Annotated in this window: 19 protein-coding genes; 5 read left to right on the top strand and 14 right to left on the bottom strand. The window is 69.0% G+C overall.

Annotated elements, in window-relative coordinates; genetic code table 11:
* Both FOY91_RS17235 and FOY91_RS17230 read right to left on the bottom strand, forming a co-directional pair.
* Nucleotides 1–272, bottom strand: a 272-nt coding sequence (locus FOY91_RS17235; RefSeq protein ID WP_145154599.1) for an ATP-binding cassette domain-containing protein, incomplete at its 3' end; no start/stop codon positions are given.
* 10 nt (nucleotides 273–282) lie between these two features.
* The gene (locus FOY91_RS17230; RefSeq protein WP_145154609.1) at nucleotides 283–678 is read right to left on the bottom strand and encodes a metallopeptidase family protein; all 396 of its coding nucleotides are present in this window, start codon (nucleotides 676–678) and stop codon (nucleotides 283–285) included.
* Nucleotides 679–730: 52 nt separating this feature from the next.
* Here FOY91_RS17230 and FOY91_RS17225 point away from each other — a divergent pair, with 52 nt between their 5' ends.
* The 4 genes from FOY91_RS17225 (at nucleotide 731) to FOY91_RS17210 (ending at nucleotide 4,499) form a co-directional block, all read left to right on the top strand.
* Complete coding sequence (locus FOY91_RS17225) at nucleotides 731–1,045, top strand: 4a-hydroxytetrahydrobiopterin dehydratase (protein WP_275266044.1); 315 nt, start codon at nucleotides 731–733, stop codon at nucleotides 1,043–1,045.
* Between the two features lie 40 nt (nucleotides 1,046–1,085).
* A complete protein-coding gene (locus FOY91_RS17220; RefSeq protein WP_145154595.1) occupies nucleotides 1,086–1,862 on the top strand; it encodes an ATP-binding cassette domain-containing protein in 777 nt (258 codons plus the stop codon).
* Complete coding sequence (locus FOY91_RS17215) at nucleotides 1,859–3,385, top strand: ABC transporter permease/substrate-binding protein (protein ID WP_145154592.1); 1,527 nt, start codon at nucleotides 1,859–1,861, stop codon at nucleotides 3,383–3,385. Before FOY91_RS17220 ends, FOY91_RS17215 begins: the two co-directional genes overlap by 4 nt.
* Nucleotides 3,386–3,611: 226 nt before the next feature.
* Complete coding sequence (locus FOY91_RS17210) at nucleotides 3,612–4,499, top strand: hypothetical protein (protein WP_238995767.1); 888 nt, start codon at nucleotides 3,612–3,614, stop codon at nucleotides 4,497–4,499.
* A 43-nt stretch (nucleotides 4,500–4,542) separates the two neighbouring features.
* Here FOY91_RS17210 and FOY91_RS17205 read toward each other — a convergent pair whose 3' ends face one another.
* From FOY91_RS17205 to coxB, 12 genes are all read right to left on the bottom strand, one after another.
* Complete coding sequence (locus FOY91_RS17205; protein WP_238995766.1) at nucleotides 4,543–5,016, bottom strand: MAPEG family protein; 474 nt, start codon at nucleotides 5,014–5,016, stop codon at nucleotides 4,543–4,545.
* 115 nt (nucleotides 5,017–5,131) lie between these two features.
* A complete protein-coding gene (locus tag FOY91_RS17200) occupies nucleotides 5,132–5,998 on the bottom strand; it encodes a class I SAM-dependent methyltransferase (protein WP_145154603.1) in 867 nt (288 codons plus the stop codon).
* Nucleotides 5,998–7,227, bottom strand: coding sequence for a M16 family metallopeptidase (locus FOY91_RS17195; RefSeq protein WP_145154590.1), 1,230 nt, complete (start codon nucleotides 7,225–7,227; stop codon nucleotides 5,998–6,000). Before FOY91_RS17195 ends, FOY91_RS17200 begins: the two co-directional genes overlap by 1 nt.
* Entirely contained in the window at nucleotides 7,224–8,624 is a 1,401-nt protein-coding gene (gene thrC, locus FOY91_RS17190) for a threonine synthase (protein WP_145154589.1), read from the bottom strand. Before thrC ends, FOY91_RS17195 begins: the two co-directional genes overlap by 4 nt.
* Nucleotides 8,625–8,674: 50 nt before the next feature.
* Nucleotides 8,675–9,277, bottom strand: coding sequence for an SURF1 family protein (locus FOY91_RS17185; protein WP_238995765.1), 603 nt, complete (start codon nucleotides 9,275–9,277; stop codon nucleotides 8,675–8,677).
* On the bottom strand, nucleotides 9,274–9,654 hold the full coding sequence (locus tag FOY91_RS17180) for a DUF983 domain-containing protein (protein WP_145154587.1): 381 nt from the start codon (nucleotides 9,652–9,654) through the stop codon (nucleotides 9,274–9,276). The genes FOY91_RS17185 and FOY91_RS17180 overlap by 4 nt, the downstream gene beginning before the upstream one ends.
* 75 nt (nucleotides 9,655–9,729) lie before the next feature.
* Nucleotides 9,730–10,551 (bottom strand): cytochrome c oxidase subunit 3, encoded by an 822-nt coding sequence (locus FOY91_RS17175; protein ID WP_145154585.1) that lies wholly within the window; start codon nucleotides 10,549–10,551, stop codon nucleotides 9,730–9,732.
* Between the two features lie 36 nt (nucleotides 10,552–10,587).
* A complete protein-coding gene (locus tag FOY91_RS17170) occupies nucleotides 10,588–11,139 on the bottom strand; it encodes a cytochrome c oxidase assembly protein (RefSeq protein WP_145154583.1) in 552 nt (183 codons plus the stop codon).
* Complete coding sequence (locus tag FOY91_RS22640; protein ID WP_275266043.1) at nucleotides 11,139–11,270, bottom strand: hypothetical protein; 132 nt, start codon at nucleotides 11,268–11,270, stop codon at nucleotides 11,139–11,141. The genes FOY91_RS17170 and FOY91_RS22640 overlap by 1 nt, the downstream gene beginning before the upstream one ends.
* Nucleotides 11,267–12,196 (bottom strand): heme o synthase, encoded by a 930-nt coding sequence (locus tag FOY91_RS17165; protein WP_145154581.1) that lies wholly within the window; start codon nucleotides 12,194–12,196, stop codon nucleotides 11,267–11,269. Before FOY91_RS17165 ends, FOY91_RS22640 begins: the two co-directional genes overlap by 4 nt.
* Nucleotides 12,197–12,310: 114 nt before the next feature.
* Nucleotides 12,311–13,957 carry a cytochrome c oxidase subunit I gene (gene ctaD / locus FOY91_RS17160; protein WP_145154579.1) on the bottom strand — a complete coding sequence of 549 codons (1,647 nt, stop codon included), beginning with the start codon at nucleotides 13,955–13,957 and terminating at the stop codon, nucleotides 12,311–12,313.
* Nucleotides 13,954–15,090 carry a cytochrome c oxidase subunit II gene (coxB, locus tag FOY91_RS17155; RefSeq protein ID WP_145154577.1) on the bottom strand — a complete coding sequence of 379 codons (1,137 nt, stop codon included), beginning with the start codon at nucleotides 15,088–15,090 and terminating at the stop codon, nucleotides 13,954–13,956. The genes ctaD and coxB overlap by 4 nt, the downstream gene beginning before the upstream one ends.
* A 182-nt stretch (nucleotides 15,091–15,272) precedes the next feature.
* Here coxB and pyrE point away from each other — a divergent pair, with 182 nt between their 5' ends.
* On the top strand, nucleotides 15,273–15,866 hold the full coding sequence (pyrE, locus tag FOY91_RS17150; protein WP_145154575.1) for an orotate phosphoribosyltransferase: 594 nt from the start codon (nucleotides 15,273–15,275) through the stop codon (nucleotides 15,864–15,866).
* Nucleotides 15,867–15,889: the final 23 nt, after the last annotated feature.

Below are 15,889 nucleotides of genomic sequence, written 5' to 3'. Positions count from 1 at the left end.
GCCCAGAAGGCGAGCGCTGCGCGCAGCGGCAGGGCACGGTCCAGCGCGTGCATGTCGTTGGCCAGCGCCACGCCGCCCGCCGTCTCCACCCGCCCCGCCGCTGCCGGCAGCAGCCCGGCGGCGATCCGCAGCAGGCTCGATTTGCCCACGCCGTTCGGCCCCGTCACCAGCGCCGCCTCGCCGGGGCCGAGCGCGAAGCTCACACGATCGAACAGCAGCCGCCCGCCGCGCAGACATGCCACCCGGTCGAACGCCAGCCGTGCCACGCTCATCCGGCGCACCTCATGCGGCGGCGTCTTCCAGCGCGTGCATGTCGGCGTCGGACAGGCCGAAGTGGTGACCCACCTCGTGGATCAGCACATGCGCCACCAGCGCCTCCAGCGTCACCCCCGTCTCCACCCATTCGTCCAGCAACGGGCGACGGTAGAGGTGGATCATGTCGGGCAGCCCGCCCGTGTCGGTCATCGATTTCTCACCCACCGGCCGCCCGGTGTAGAGTCCGGTCAGTTCGAACGGATCGTCGAACCCCATCTCGGCCAGCACCGCCCCGTCGGCGAACTCCTCCACGCGCAGCACGATGTCGCCCAGATGCGCGCGGAACGCCCCGGGCAGCCGCGCCATCGCGGCGCGTGCCAGCCGCTCGATCGTGTCGGCATCGGGGGCGAGGGTTTCGGCCATCCATTCGTCCTTCATCATGCGCCGGCCTTGCTGTAGGCATAGCCGCCCTGCGATGCCAGCGACGGAAAGGCACCCGATGATCGAGCCTCTGAGCGAGGAGGAGCGCGCCGACGCGCTCGATGCCCTGCCCGACTGGGATTATGACGAGGCGCGCGACGCGATCAGCCGTCGCCTGACCTTCGCCGACTTTTCCGAGGCGTTCGCCTTCATGGCGCGCGTGGCGCTGCTGGCCGAGAAGATGGATCATCACCCCGAGTGGTCCAACGTCTACAACCGGGTGGATATCACCCTCACCACGCACGACGCCGGCGGCCTTTCCACCCGCGACGTGGTGATGGCCGAGGCGATCGACACGATCGCAGCATGAACGGGCGCGACATGAACGGGTGCGGCATGAAGGCGGCGGCATGAGCGGGCCGGCACTCGCGTTCGAGGATGTGACCCGCACCTATCCCGGCGTCGCCGCGCCCGCCGTCGATGGCGTGTCGGCGCAGATCGCGGGCGGCAGCTTCGTCGCCCTCGTGGGTGCGTCCGGCTCGGGCAAGTCCACGCTGCTCAAGATGGTCAACCGTCTTGAGGTGCCGGACGGCGGCCGAGTGACGATCGACGGCGACGATGTGGCGGACGGCCCGGCGCCGCGCCTGCGACGGCGGATCGGCTACGTGTTCCAGCACGTCGGCCTGTTCCCGCACATGAGTGTGGCGGAGAATATCGCGATGGTGCCGCGCCTGTCGGGCAAGGCGGCTGCCAGGTCGGCGGACGTGGACGTGGCGGCGCTGCTCGATCAGGTGGGCCTGCCGGCGGACTATGCCACGCGCCCGCCCGCCGCGCTTTCGGGCGGGCAGCGCCAGCGCGTCGGCGTGGCGCGGGCGCTGGCCGGCGGCGCGCGGCTGATGCTGCTGGACGAGCCGTTCGGCGCGCTCGACCCGGTGACGCGCGATCGGCTGTGCGACACGTATCGCGGCCTGCACGACCGGCTGGGCCTGACCACGCTGATGGTGACGCACGACATGGCCGAGGCGTTGCTGATGGCCGACCGCATTCTGGTGATGGCCGCCGGCCGCCTCGTCGCCGATGCGACACCGGGCGAGATGCTGTCGGGTGCCGCCGGCCCGGAGGCGACCGCGCTGGTGGACGTGCCACGCCGCCAGTCCGCCCGGTTGCAGGCGCTGGCCGCCGCATGATCCCCGCCCCCTATCTCGCTGCGCTGGGCCAGTTGCCCGGCCTGCTCGCATCCCACGTGTTGCTGTCCGCCGCCGCGCTGGGGCTGGCGCTGGTCCTCGGGCTGCCGCTGGCGCTGGCGGCGGCGCGGCGGCCGGTGCTGGCGCAGGTGGCGCTCGGCTTCGCCAGCCTCGTGCAGACGATCCCCGGCCTTGCGCTGCTGGCGCTGTTCTATCCGCTGCTGCTCGGCCTTTCCGCGCTGGTCGGCGGCGGCATTCCGGCACTCGGCTTCCTGCCGTCGCTGCTCGCGCTGACGCTCTATGCGCTGCTGCCGATCCTGCGCACCGCCATCACCGGCCTGCGCGGGCTGGACCCGGCGGTGATCGAGGCGGCGGACGGCATCGGCATGACGCCGGGGCAGAAATTGCGGCTGGTCGAGGCGCCGCTCGCCGCCCCCGTCGCGATGGCCGGTATCCGCACGGCCGCGGTGTGGACGATCGGCGCCGCGACGCTGGCCACCACCGTCGGCCAGCCGAGTCTGGGCAACCTCATCTTCGCCGGGCTGCAGACCGAGGCGATCTCGCTGGTGCTGGCCGGCTGCATCGGCGCCGCAGCACTCGCGCTTGCGGTGGACGGGTTGCTGGCGCTGGTGGAGAAGGGCATCGCCACCCGCCGCCGCGCGCTCATCCTGCCGCCACTCATGGTGATCGCGCTCGGCCTCGCCGCCGCCGCATGGCCGCTGGTGGCCCCGCGCGAACAGGTGGTGACGATCGGCGCGAAGACCTTTTCCGAGCAATATACCCTCGCCCGCCTGATCGGCCACCGGCTGGAGGCGGCGGGCTACCGCGTGCGCTACAAGGAGGGGCTGGGGTCGGCCGTCGCCTATCGTGCGCTCGCGGGCGGCGATGTCGATGTGTACGTCGATTATTCGGGCACGCTGTGGACCACGCTGATGGCCCGCCGCGACATTCCCCCGCGCGCGGCGATGATCGCAGGCGTGGCGCAATGGATGAAGCGCGAGGCCGGCACCGCGCTGATCGGCCCGCTCGGCTTCGAGAACGCCTATGCGCTGGTGGCGCGCCCCGCCAGCGGCCTCACCTCGATCGCGGACCTCACCGCCCGCGCCCCCTCGCTGCGGCTGGCCGGCGATCTGGAATTCCTCGACCGGCCGGAGTGGCGGGCGGTGCGCGACGCCTACGGGCTGCGCTTCGCCGATACGCGCGCGTACAGCCCCACCTTCATGTACCGCGCGCTCGGCTCGGGCCGGGCGGACGTGATCTCGGCCTTCTCGTCGGATGGGCGCATCGCCGCCGACCGGCTGACCGTGCTGGCCGATCCGCGCCGTGCCCTGCCCAGCTACGATGCGCTGCTGCTCGTCAGCCCCGCGCGTGCGAACGACGCCCGCTTCCGCGCCGCGCTGCAACCGCTGGTCGGCGCGATCCCGGTGTCGGCGATGCGCGAGGCCAACTACATGGTAGATCGCGATACCGCCAAGGTGACGCCCGACGATGCCGCCCGCTGGCTGGCGAAACGGATCGGGCGATAGAGCCCATTTGGAAACTTGCGAAAGAGCAAGTTTCGAGGCGGCACCGGCCCGCTCCCCCACCCGGCCACCCGATCAGAATATTCCATGGGTGGCCGGGTGGGGGAGCGGGCCGGTGCCGAGAAATCCGTTACAACGGGTTTTCAAACAGACTCGGAGGCCGAGGTAGCGAATTGTTAACCCGGACCGTTCATGGTTTCGCCCAAACCTCGCGGAAAGGAATGGGCGCGTGCAGGGCTCGCGGATCAGCAGCGGACGGACGGGGGAGGATCGCGCGTCGGTCCGCCTCGCGATCGCCGATGCCGCGCAGCGCACGGGCGCGAGCTTCAGCTACCTGCTCAATCAGGCGAAAAGCGAGAGCGGGCTGAACCCCAACGCCAAGGCCGGCAACTCGTCCGCCACCGGCCTGTACCAGTTCATCGACCAGAGCTGGCTCGGCGTGCTGAAACAGCACGGCAGCGAACATGGCTATGGCTGGGCGGCGGATGCGATCCAGCGTCGGCCGGGCGGCGGCTACACCGTGCCCGACGGCGACGCGAAGAAGGCGATCGATGCGCTGCGCCGCGACCCCACCGCCTCCGCACTGATGGCGGGCGAGTACGCACAGGACAACGCCGCCGGCTTGCGATCGGCGCTGGGCCGCGAGACGAACGCGACCGACCTCTATTTCGGCCACTTCCTCGGGCTGGCGGGGGCCAAAAAGTTCCTCAAGGCGGCGGCGGCCAACCCCGATGCGCCGGCCGCCTCGATCTTCCCGCGCGAGGCGGCTGCCAACCACGGCCTGTTCTATACCAAAAGCGGTGCCGCCCGCAGCTTCGCCGATCTCTACGCGCTGATGGGCCGCAAGATCGACGCGCCGGTGGGCGACGACGCCGTGACCGCGCCGATCCAGATGGCGAGCCTCGCCGCCTCGATCAGCCCGACCAGCACGGCGCTCAGCGACACGCCGCCGTCGGACGTGAAACTGGTCGACCTCCCCGCTTCCACCGCCACGCAGGCGCCTTCGGACACGATGCTGGCACTCACCCCGCCGCGCGACGGCACCAACATGCTCCGCCCCAGCCCGAAGAACGCGATGCTGGCCTATCTGATGGTGTCCAACCCGTTCGAGGCGTGATGCGTCGGCCCGACGGCCCAAAGTCCGACCGTCAGGCCGACCGTCAGGCCGCCCACCCGAACGCGATCGCTACCGCCGACGCCAGCAAGGCCAGCACGCTGGGATAGAATGTCAGCGCGAAGCCGAACGCACGCCCGCTCGCGCCATGCCGGTACCCTGCCCAGAACAACAGCCGGCCGAGCCCGAAAAGCCCAACCAGCGCCACGATCAGGGCGTTCGATCCGGGTAAGGTCGCCGCCACGATCAGATGGGCGAGAAGCGCCAGCACGGCCTGCTCGACCGTATTCTGCAGGATCGCGCCCGCCATCCGGATCGTCTCGGATCCCGCCGCGACACTGCTGCCCGCGATATCGCGTTCGGAAAAGAATCGCAGGCGCGCGACGTTCGCGATCGCCGCCGCCAGCCAGATCGCGATGAAAAGATCGGCGCGGAGGGCAAACTCGAGGCGGTCGCCGATCGGCATCACCGACGCCGGCTGATCCATTGCCATGACGGCCCCCAGCACGAGGATGGTCACCGTAAGCGCACAGGCCATCGCCAAGGCAACCCGCCGCTGCTCCTGTCTGAATGCCGATGGTTCCGACACGAGATGCACCTCACGACCCGGCCCGACCGGCCGAACGTCTGCCGTTCTAGTCCCGCACCCACCGCGCGAAAATAGCGGTCGGCAGCAGCAGGCCGCGCGCTTCCTCGCGCACCGCCATTTCGCCCACTTCCACCCGGCCGCCCAGATCGGCGGTGGCCTGCCGCAACAGTTCGCCGATCGCCAGCGCGGACATGCGGACGGCGTACACCGTTAGCACGAGGAACTTCGAGTCCGCGTCGAGCAGATTGCGGCAGTGGGTGATGAGGCCGGGGAGATGCTCCTCCAGCCGCCATACCTCGCCCTCCGGCCCGCGGCCGAACTTGGGCGGATCGAGGAAGATGCCGTCGTAGCGCCGCTCGCGCCGCACCTCGCGCGCGGCAAACTTCACCGCGTCGTCCACCATCCAGCGGATCGGGCGGTCGGCCATGTCGGAGAGGAAGGCGTTGGCCTTGCCCGCCTCGACCGATTTCTTCGAGGCATCGACATGCGTGACTCGCGCGCCCTTCGCCGCCAGCGCCAGGCTGCCGACGCCGGTGTAGCCGAACAGGTTGAGGACCTCGGCGCCCTCGCCGGTCCGCTCGCGCATCCACTCCCACTGCGGCGCCATGTCGGGGAAGAAGGCGAGGTGGCGGAAGGGGGTGTTCTGCGCGAGGAAACGCAACTCCTCCCACTGCACGTGCCAGCCGCCGCGCGGCACATCGCGGGAGAGGTGCCACTTGCCGCCGCCGTCATCATCCGAGGCGGCGATGAAATCCCCGTCGGCTTGCCACTGCGGCTGCGCCGGCGCCCACATCGCCTGCGGCTCCGGCCGGATGAACGAGAAGCGGCCGTAGCGTTCTAGCTTGCGGCCGTGGCCCGAGTCGATCAGCCCGTAATCGGCCCACGGTTCGGCCACGAGGGTAATCAGGTCCATCATGCCGCCTTCGCCAGCTTGCCGCCCACGGTCGCCAATGCCTCGCCGCCGGACAGCGCCACCTGGCCCGCGACACGCGCCTGAAACAGGCTCACCGCCTCGATCGCCGTCACCGTTTCGGCAGGCGGCACGATGCGGCCGTGGATCTGGATCTGGCGGGCGAGATGGTCGCAGCGCGCGCCGACGCCCTCCAGCCCCATCAGCAGCCCGGCCTTGGCCTGCGCCTTGGCGCGCGCCAGTTCGGCCTCGGTCAGCGTCTCGGCAGTCTGCGCCAATATGTCGCGGGTCAGCGCCAGCGCCTGCGCGGCCTGCGGGCGGGCGGCGGCGCAATAGACGCCGAGCAGCCCGGTTTCGGCATAGCTCTGCGTCCACGCATAGATGCTGTAGGCGAGGCCGCGCGCCTCGCGCACCTGCTGGAACAGGCGGGACGACATGCCGCCCCCCGCCGCCGCCGCATACAGCGACAGCGCGAACACATCGGTATTGGCATGGCCGAGGCCGGGGTGGGCGAGCGCCACGTGCAGCTGATCGAACCGCCGGCGATCGTGGTGCGTGCCGCCGGTGAAGCGGCCCGGCGGCGGCGGCGGCGTGACGCCGGGGGCCATGTCGCCGAAGCGCGCCTCGGCCAGCCGCAGCAGCGCGTCCTCATCCACCTTGCCTGCCGCTGCCAGCACGAGGCCTGACGGGCGATAGCGCGTGGCCGTCCAGTCGCGCAGGGCGGCCACGTCGATCGCGGCGATGCTCGCCTCGTCGCCCAGCACCGGCAGGCCGAGCGGCTGATCGGGGAAGGCGGCGGCTTGCAGGTGATCGAAGATGATATCGTCGGGGGTATCGCGCGCCTCGCCCAGCTCGGCGAGCACGACGCCCTTCTCACGCTCGAGCTCGTCGGCGTCGAGATGCGGGCTGCGGACCAGATCGGCGATCATCTCCACGCCCAGCGACAGATCACCCGCCAGCAGGCGCGCGTGGAACACGGTGTGGTCGCGCGCGGTCCATGCGTTCAGCGATCCGCCCGCATCCTCGATATCCTCGGCGATGGCCTTGGCGTCACGGCTGCCGGCACCCTTGAACAGCATGTGCTCGACCATGTGGGCAAGGCCGGACAGCCCCGCCGGCTCGCTGCGCGCGCCCACGTCGGCGTACAGGCCGACCGCCAGCGTCTCGACCCCGGCCATCGGCTCGATCGCCACGGTGAGGCCGTTGGCCAGCCGGTGAGCGCGCGCGGTCATCCGGTCGGGATCGCCCGCTCCGCGATATAGGCCTCGATCGGGCCGATCTCAGCGGGCAGCTGGGCGAACCGCTCCTCCCGCTCGAACAGGCCGCCGAGGCGCTTGGGCAGCAGCGGGCGCTGGCCGGTCGCCCGCTCCACCGCGTCGCGGAACTTGGCGGGGTGCGCGGTGGCGAGCGTGACGACGGGCACGTCGGCCGGCAGATCGGTCGCCTTGGCGGCGGCCAGGCCGATCGCGGTGTGCGGATCGATCAGCATGCACGCCGTTTCCGAGGCGGAGCGCATCGCCAGCGACATCGCATCCGGATCGATCCGCGCACTGGTGAACAAGCCGCCCGCCTCCTCGCGCATGGCGGGCGCAAGGCTCATCGACCGGCTCGTCTCGAACCCCTGCATCGCCGCCGCCAGCGCCGCGCCGTCGCGCCCGTGCAGGTCGAACAGCAACCGCTCGAAGTTGGAGCTGACCTGAATGTCCATCGAGGGCGCGGCCGTGGGGGTGACGCCGCCGACCGAATAATCGCCGGCAGACAGCGCCCGGTGGAGGATGTCGTTCACGTTGGTCGCCACGATCAGCCGGGCGATCGGCAACCCCATGCGCTGCGCGACATAGCCCGCGAACACGTCGCCGAAGTTGCCCGTCGGCACGGAGAACGCGACGGGGCGATCGGGTGCGCCCAGACGCACGGCGGCGTAGAAATAATAGACGACCTGCGCCATCAGCCGCGCCCAGTTGATCGAATTGACCGCCGACAGGCTGAACTTGCCCGCGAAATCGCGGTCGGCGAACATCGCCTTCACCAGCGCCTGCGCGTCGTCGAAGCTGCCGTCGATCGCGATGTTGTGGACGTTGGGAGCCAGCACCGTCGTCATCTGCCGACGCTGCACGTCGGAGACACGGCCCTGCGGATGGAGCATGAAGATGTCCACCTTCGCCCGCCCCGCCAGCGCGTCGATCGCCGCCGATCCGGTATCGCCCGAGGTGGCCCCCACTACCGTGAGGTGCGTGTCGCGGTTGCGCAGGAACCGCTCGAACAGCAGGCCGAGCAATTGCAGCGCCACGTCCTTGAACGCCAGCGTGGGCCCGTGGAACAGCTCCAGCAGCCAGTTGCGCCCGTCGAGCTGGACCAGCGGCGTGACGGCGGCGTGGTCGAACCGGCCATAGGCCTCGGCGCACAGCGCGCGAAGCTCCTCGCGCGACAGGCTGTCACCCACGAACGGCGCCATCACCGCCACCGCGGTATCGACATAGGACAGGCCGGCAAGGCTCGCGATCTCGTCGCGGCTCAGGGTCGGCCAACGCTCGGGCAGATAGAGGCCGCCGTCGGCCGCGAGGCCGGCGAGGGTGACGTTCTCGAAATCGAGGACGGGGGCATTCCCCCGGGTGCTGATATACCGCATGACCGGCGGCCCTTATACGCGCCGGCCCCGCGCGGCAACCTGTTCCGCTGTCAGGCGGCCGGCGGCGCGGGCGGACGACGACGGCGGACGCGCAACGCGATGGCGTAGATCACCGCCGCGACGCCCGCGAACAGGAACCATTGCACCGCATAGGCGCGATGGTTGTTCGGGATGTTCTCGGGCGAGGGCAGCGCGCTCGGCTGCAACCCCGGCGCGGGCGTATCGGCCACCAGCAGGAGGATATGGTCGCGATCCGAATCTATCACTCCCGACACGCGCCCGCCTTTGTAGCCGGCCGGCGCGTCGAAGCCGTTCGACCAGCCGAGATCGACCAGCATCCCCGGCCCTTCCGCCCCGGTGCGGCACAGCGCGAGGTGGCGCCAGCCCGATGCCCCCGTTCGGCTGCTCCCCGCCCGCGCGCTCCAGTTCGTCGCCTCCAGGCACATGCCGGAGGCGCGGCGGAACAACAGGCTGCCGTCGGTCGGCGGCACGGCGGGGAAGCCGATCGGTGGCAGGCCCGCCGCCCCGGCATAGCGCGCCAGCAGCGCCTCCTTCCACTCGGCGCGACGGATCTGCCATACGCCGAGCGCCATCATCGCCACGCACGCCAGCCCGACGATCAGCGTCGGCCAGAAGGGGATCCGCCGGCTCACGGGCGTTCGTCGATGCGGCCTTCGCGCGCCGCGTTGCGATACTCCGCGGCGAGCAGCATGCCCTTGGCCACCCGCAGCGACCCGACCACCGCGCCGATCGTGATCGGCAGCCACAGGAGGATGTGCACCCAGAACGGCGGCTGGACCGTCAGCTCCAGCGTGATCGCCATCACCGTGACGATCGTGCCGAGGATCAGCGTGAGAAACGCCGCCGGCCCGTCCCCCACGTTGAAGCTGGCGAAATCCAGCCCGCAGGCGGCGCAGACGGGCGCGAAGCGAGCGACGCCGGCGAACAGGCCGGGCGCGCCGCAGCGGGGGCACAGCCCCTTGGTCCCGCAGGCCCAAGGCGGCGGTTCAACGGGTGTCGGTTCGGCCATGGCGTTTCCGTCACCTCACGAAAAAGGGCGCGGCAGCATGATGCCGCCGCGCCCCGTTGATTGGATCGACCCGGCTCAACCGCCGTGGATCGGCGCGCCCCATCCACCCCAGACATAGATGGTGATGAACAGGAACAGCCACACCACGTCGACGAAGTGCCAGTACCAGGCGGCCGCCTCGAAGCCGAAATGCTGCTTCGGCGTGAAGTCCCCCTTGTACGCCCGCACGAGGCAGACGGCGAGGAAGATTGTGCCGATCAACACGTGGAAGCCGTGGAAGCCGGTCGCCATGAAGAAGGACGCACCGTAGTTCAGCCCCTTGAAGGCGAAGGGCGCGTGGACATACTCGTAGGCCTGGATGCACGAGAACAGCACGCCGAGGCCGATCGTCGCCCACAGGCCCTTCTTGAAGCCTTCGCGGTCGCCATGCAGGATCGCGTGGTGCGCCCAGGTGACGGTGGTGCCCGAGCACAGCAGGATCATGGTGTTGAGCAGCGGGAAGGCGAACGGATCGATCACCTCGATGCCCTTGGGGGGCCAGGTGCCGCCCACCGCGTCCACCGTGGAGGGGAACAGCGAGAAATCGAAGAACGCCCAGAACCAGCCGACGAAGAACATCACCTCCGAGGCGATGAACAGGATCATGCCGTAGCGCAGATGCAGCGACACCACCGGCGTATGATCACCGTGATTGGCCTCGCGGATCACGTCCGACCACCAGCCGAACATCGTGCCGAGCACGCCGATCAGCCCGGCGAAAAACACGAAGCCGCCGAACGCGACCGAGTGCATCCACATGATCCCGCCGGATGCCATGACCAGCGCCGACATCGAGCCGACGAACGGCCACGGGCTGGGTGGCAGGATATGATAATCGTGGTTCTTTGCGCCGGCCATTTTCCCGTGCCCCTGATATGCCTGTTTGACGAACCCTTAGCCGCCGGACTTCGCCGAATCCACCGGGAAGAAGGTGTAGCTGAGGGTGATTTCGCTGATGTCGTTCGCGTCGGGGTCGTCGATCAGCTTCGGATCGACGTAGAACACCACCGGCATGCGAATCGATTCGCCCGGCTTCAGCGTCTGGTTGGTGAAGCAGAAGCACTGGATCTTGGTGAAATATTTGCCCGACTGTTCCGGGGTCACGTTGAACGTGGCGGTGCCGGTGATGGTGTGGTCGCCGACGTTCTTGGCGTTGAAGAAGGCCATTTCCCGTGCGCCGACCGCCACCCGCTCGACCCGCTGCTCGGGCGTGAATTCCCACGGCAGCGCCGGCGCGACGTTCGCATCGAACCGCACGTTGATGATCTTGCCGACTGCTCCGGGCGCTTCCGCGCCGAGCGCCTTCTGCGTCGTCCCGCCGAAGCCGGTGGCCTGGCAGAACATGCGGTAGATCGGCACCGAGGCGTAGCCCAGCCCGACCATCGCCAGCGCCACCAGCAGCGCGATCAGGCCGACTCGCCGGTTCTTCTGCGCCAGCGCCGACATCAGGTCATCTTCGCAATCGAGATGGCGTAGAACAGGATGACGAGGGCACCGAGGATCAGCGCCATCACCACGGCGCGGCTTTTCTGGCGACGGCGGATCTCGTCCTGCGGATCGAGCGGCGGCAGGCTCATGCGAGCAACCAGCGGTCGGCGACCAGCGCGCCGAATACGACGAACAGGTACAGGATCGAGAAGCCGAACAGTTGCCGCTCGGGCTTCATCGCCGCCTGATCCTCCTCACGGCTGAACCCCACGCGCGCGGCGAGCGCGACGAACAGGAGCGTCAGCGCGCCGGTGACCGCGCCGTACAGCGCCCCTGCCAGCCCCATCGCGTAAGGCGCCATCGCCACGGCCGCCATCGGCAGGCTGTAGAGAAACACCTGCGTACGGGTCGCGCGACGGCCTGCGACCACCGGCATCATCGGCACGCCGGCAGCGGCGTAGTCGGCCTTCATGAACAGCGCCAGCGCCCAGAAGTGCGGCGGCGTCCAGAGAAACACGAGCGCGAACAACAACACGGGCAACGTCTCGACCCGCCCGGTGGCAGCAGCCCAGCCGATCAGCGCGGGGAAGGCGCCGGCCGCGCCGCCGATCACGATGTTCTGCGGTGTCCGGCGCTTCAGCCAGACGGTGTAGATCACCACGTAGAACAGGATCGAGGCCGTCAGGATCACGGCCGACAGCACGTTCACCGCCAGCCCCATGAGCAGGACGGAGAACACCCCCAGCCCCACGCCGAAGTGCAGTGCGGACTGACGGTCCATCCGCCCCGCCGGCAGCGGACGCTGCGCGGTGCGCACCATCAGCGCGTCGATATCGGATTCGTACCACTGGTTCAGCGTCGCGGCCGCCCCTGCGCCCAGCGCGATGCAAAGGATGGCGGTGAAGGCGATCACCGGATGGATCGCCACCGGCGCGGCGAGCAGGCCGCACAGGCCGGTGAACACCACCAGCGTCATCACGCGCGGCTTGGTCAGCGCGAGAAAGTCGCGCCACTCCGCCGGCAGGCGGGTGTCGGCCGCCGGTGCCTGCGTCGTCAAATAGCTGGCTGTCGTCATCGGCCCTTACCCAACCCGGCCACGCGGTGGCCCCTGCATGATGCGGTCCGGATGCCGCCGATCGCGACATCCGGACCCTTCTTTCGTCCGCTGCCCGTCACCGGGCGGCGGGGTTCAGTCGATGCGCGGCAGCGTCTCGAACTGGTGGAACGGCGGCGGGCTGGACAGCGTCCACTCCAGCGTCGTGGCGCCATCGCCCCACGGGCTGTTGCCCACCTTCTTGCCCGCGAACAGCGACCAGAAGACGTTGACGAAGAACACCACCATGCTGGCCGCCATGATCATGTAACCGATCGTGGCGAGGTGGTTATACTCGCGGAACGCATCCGGATAATCCGGGATACGGCGCGGCATGCCGTCGAGGCCGAGGAAGTGCATCGGGAAGAACAGCACGTTCACGCCGACGAAGAACGCCCAGAAATGGATCTGGCCGAGCACCTCGTTGTACTGGCGGCCCCACATCTTGGCGAACCAGTAATAGAAGCCGGCGAACAGCGAGAACACCGCGCCGAGCGACAGCACGTAGTGGAAATGCGCGACCACATAATAGGTGTCGTGCATGTAATTATCGACACCACCGTTGGCGAGCACCACGCCGGTCACGCCGCCCACGGTGAACATGAAGATGAAGCCGATCGCCCACATCATCGGCGTCTTGAAGCTGAGCGAGCCGCCCCACATCGTCGCGATCCACGAGAAGATCTTGATGCCGGTCGGCACCGCGATCACCATCGTGGCGGCGGTGAAGTACATCTTGGTGTTCACGTCGAGGCCGGTGGTGAACATGTGGTGCGCCCACACGATGAACCCGACCACGCCGATCGCGACCATGGCGTAGGCCATGCCGAGGTAGCCGAAGATCGGCTTCTTCGAGAAGGTCGAGATGATGTGGCTGACGATGCCGAAGCCCGGCAGGATCATGATGTACACTTCGGGGTGACCGAAGAACCAGAACAGATGCTGGTACAGGATCGGATCGCCGCCACCCGACGGATCGAAGAAGGTAGTGCCGAAGTTACGGTCGGTCAGCAGCATCGTGATGGCGGCGGCGAGCACCGGCAGCGCGAGAAGGAGCAGGAAGGCGGTGATGAGCACCGACCAGGCGAACAGCGGCATCTTGTGCAGCGTCATGCCCGGCGCGCGCATGTTGAAGATGGTGGTGATGAAGTTGATCGCCCCGAGGATCGACGAGGCGCCGGCAAGGTGCAGCGCGAGGATCGCCATGTCGACCGACGGCCCCGGCTCGCCATAGGTGGAGAGCGGTGCATATACCGTCCAGCCCGTGCCGGCGCCGCCGGCGAAGGCGGAACCGAGCAGCAATGCGAACGCCGGCACGATCAGCCAGAAGCTGATGTTGTTCATCCGCGGGAAGGCCATGTCCGGCGCGCCGATCATGATCGGCACGAACCAGTTGCCGAACCCGCCGATCATCGCCGGCATCACCATGAAGAACACCATGATGAGGCCGTGCGCGGTGATGAGCACGTTCCAGAAATGCAGCGACGCATCGCCGGTCTGGCCGGACCAGGCCTCCAGATACTGGATGCCCGGCTCGGCCAGTTCGGCACGCATGAGACCCGAGATCGCGCCACCGATGATGCCCGCGATGATCGCGAAGATCAGGTAGAGGGTGCCGATGTCCTTGTGGTTGGTGGACATGAACCAGCGCGCGAAGAACGCCGGCTTGTGATCGGCCTCGTGCTGATGGTCATGCGCATGGTCGGCCTGGAAATGGCTGGCCGAAGCGGTCGTGTCGGTCATGGCTGTGAACCCTGGTTCGCGGTCGCTGCTTGCGAGGTGGTGGCCGGCGCGGCGCCGGTGGCGGGAATGGCGGGAGCCGGTGCCGCGAGGCCGGGCGCTGCGGGCGCGGCCGGGCCGGCGGTGGCCGGCGAGGCGGGCGTCGTCGCATCCGGATTGGCGACGGGCGCCGCCCCCGGCATCGTGCCGCCCTTGGAGGCGACCCATGCGGCGAACTGCTCACGCGAGACGACGTCGACCGCGATCGGCATGAAGCCGTGGCGGGCGCCGCACAACTCCGAACACTGGCCGTAATAGACGCCGGGGCGGTCCGCCTTGAACCCGGTTTCGTTCAGGCGGCCGGGCACGGCATCCATTTTGGTCCAGAAGGCCGGCACCGCGAACGAGTGGATCACGTCGTTCGAGGTGACGATCAGCTTCACGACCGCGCCGACCGGCACGACCATCCGCTCATCCACCGCGAGCAGGCGCGGGCCGTCCTCGGGCTTGCGCACGCCTTCCTTCAGCATGTTCGAGACGAGCTCGAAGTCGCCGTTGTCCGGATACTGGTAGGTCCAGTACCACTGGTTGCCGATCACCTTGACGGTGAGGTCCGCCTTGGGCGGGGCATATTGCTTGGCGAGCAGCTGGATCGAGGGAACCGCGATCACCAGCAGGATCAGCACCGGCGCCAGCGTCCACACGATCTCGATCAGCGTGTTGTGCGAGGTCTTCGACGGGATCGGGTTGCGCGCGGCGCGGTAACGGAACGCCACGTAGATCAGCAGGACCAGCACGAAGATGCAGATCACGGTGATAATCGGCATCAGCACCACGTTGTGGAACCACTGCGCGTCCTCGCCCACCGAAGTGACCTGCGGCTGGATCTTGAAGCCGCCTTCGATCGGCTGACCGATATCGGCGGACGGCGCGATCTTGGCATAGGCCGGCGCGGTGTTGGCCTTGGCCACTTCCTTCGCATCGGGCGTGGCCGAGGTGGCCCCCGGAGTCGCGGCGGCGGTCGGCGAGACCGGCGTCGTCGCCGCCTCGGGCGTCGTCACCGCCGGCACCGGGGCCGGCGCTGCCGCCTGCGCCAGCACTGCCGCCGGCGCGGCGGCCAGCGACAGGGCCATCATGATCGTTTTCAGCGTCTTCATCTTACCCCCGTAAGCGCCGTCAGCGGCACTGCCTGATACCGACCGGGCCCATCCAATTCGACCGGGCTTATAGGCGCGACCCCCCTTCGCCTCAAGCACCCTGAAGACATGAATTTCAGCCGGTTGTCGGCGACTGCTTCCGCGACTATCTGGCGGCTTCCATAGATACGGGGGAAACAGGCGTGACCGACGACGAGGTACTGGCCGAGTTCCGCGCCGCCGAGGCCCTGCTCGAAGGGCATTTCATCCTCTCCTCCGGCCTTCGCAGCCCGCGTTATCTGCAATGCGCGCGCGTGCTGATGAACCCGGCCCGTGCCGCCCGCCTTGCCGGGGAACTGGCGCTGCGGCTGCCGGACAAGGTGAAGATCCGGCTCGGCGCGGTCGTCTCCCCCGCGATGGGCGGGGTGATCGCCGGGCACGAGATGGGCCGCGCGCTGGGGCTGGATGCGATGTTCGTCGAGCGTCCGCAGGGCACGTTCGAGCTGCGCCGCGGCTTTCGCCTGCCCAAGGGGCAGACGGTGCTGCTGATGGAGGACGTCGTGACGACCGGGCTCAGTTCGCGCGAGGCGATCAAGGCGGTCGAGGCGGCGGGCGGCGTGGTGATCGCGGCGGCGGCGCTGGTCGATCGCTCCAACGGGACGGTCGATCTGGGCGTGCCCTTCTATCCGCTGATCCGGCTCGACGTGCCGAGCTACGAAGCCGACGCGCTGCCGCCGGAACTGGCGGCGATCCCCGCGATCAAGCCCGGCAGCCGGCTCGCACTCGATCCGGCATGAAATGGCTGGCGGGCGTGCTGGCG

Origin of the sequence: Alterirhizorhabdus solaris, assembly GCF_007785815.1 — a bacterium.
GTDB classification, from domain to species: domain Bacteria; phylum Pseudomonadota; class Alphaproteobacteria; order Sphingomonadales; family Sphingomonadaceae; genus Alterirhizorhabdus; species Alterirhizorhabdus solaris.
This window is presented reverse-complemented; position numbering and strand designations above follow the sequence as displayed.

Bases quoted from the DNA above. Each gene is read 5' to 3' on its own strand.
- FOY91_RS17230 (WP_145154609.1), bottom strand. From the start codon at position 678: ATGGCCGAAACCCTCGCCCCCGATGCCGACACGATCGAGCGGCTGGCA.
- FOY91_RS17225 (WP_275266044.1), top strand. From the start codon at position 731: ATGCCAGCGACGGAAAGGCACCCGATGATCGAGCCTCTGAGCGAGGAG.
- FOY91_RS17220 (WP_145154595.1), top strand. From the start codon at position 1,086: ATGAGCGGGCCGGCACTCGCGTTCGAGGATGTGACCCGCACCTATCCC.
- FOY91_RS17215 (WP_145154592.1), top strand. From the start codon at position 1,859: ATGATCCCCGCCCCCTATCTCGCTGCGCTGGGCCAGTTGCCCGGCCTG.
- FOY91_RS17200 (WP_145154603.1), bottom strand. From the start codon at position 5,998: ATGGACCTGATTACCCTCGTGGCCGAACCGTGGGCCGATTACGGGCTG.
- FOY91_RS17195 (WP_145154590.1), bottom strand. From the start codon at position 7,227: ATGACCGCGCGCGCTCACCGGCTGGCCAACGGCCTCACCGTGGCGATC.
- thrC (WP_145154589.1), bottom strand. From the start codon at position 8,624: ATGCGGTATATCAGCACCCGGGGGAATGCCCCCGTCCTCGATTTCGAG.
- FOY91_RS17180 (WP_145154587.1), bottom strand. From the start codon at position 9,654: ATGGCCGAACCGACACCCGTTGAACCGCCGCCTTGGGCCTGCGGGACC.
- FOY91_RS17175 (WP_145154585.1), bottom strand. From the start codon at position 10,551: ATGGCCGGCGCAAAGAACCACGATTATCATATCCTGCCACCCAGCCCG.
- FOY91_RS17170 (WP_145154583.1), bottom strand. From the start codon at position 11,139: ATGTCGGCGCTGGCGCAGAAGAACCGGCGAGTCGGCCTGATCGCGCTG.
- FOY91_RS22640 (WP_275266043.1), bottom strand. From the start codon at position 11,270: ATGAGCCTGCCGCCGCTCGATCCGCAGGACGAGATCCGCCGTCGCCAG.
- FOY91_RS17165 (WP_145154581.1), bottom strand. From the start codon at position 12,196: ATGACGACAGCCAGCTATTTGACGACGCAGGCACCGGCGGCCGACACC.
- ctaD (WP_145154579.1), bottom strand. From the start codon at position 13,957: ATGACCGACACGACCGCTTCGGCCAGCCATTTCCAGGCCGACCATGCG.
- coxB (WP_145154577.1), bottom strand. From the start codon at position 15,090: ATGAAGACGCTGAAAACGATCATGATGGCCCTGTCGCTGGCCGCCGCG.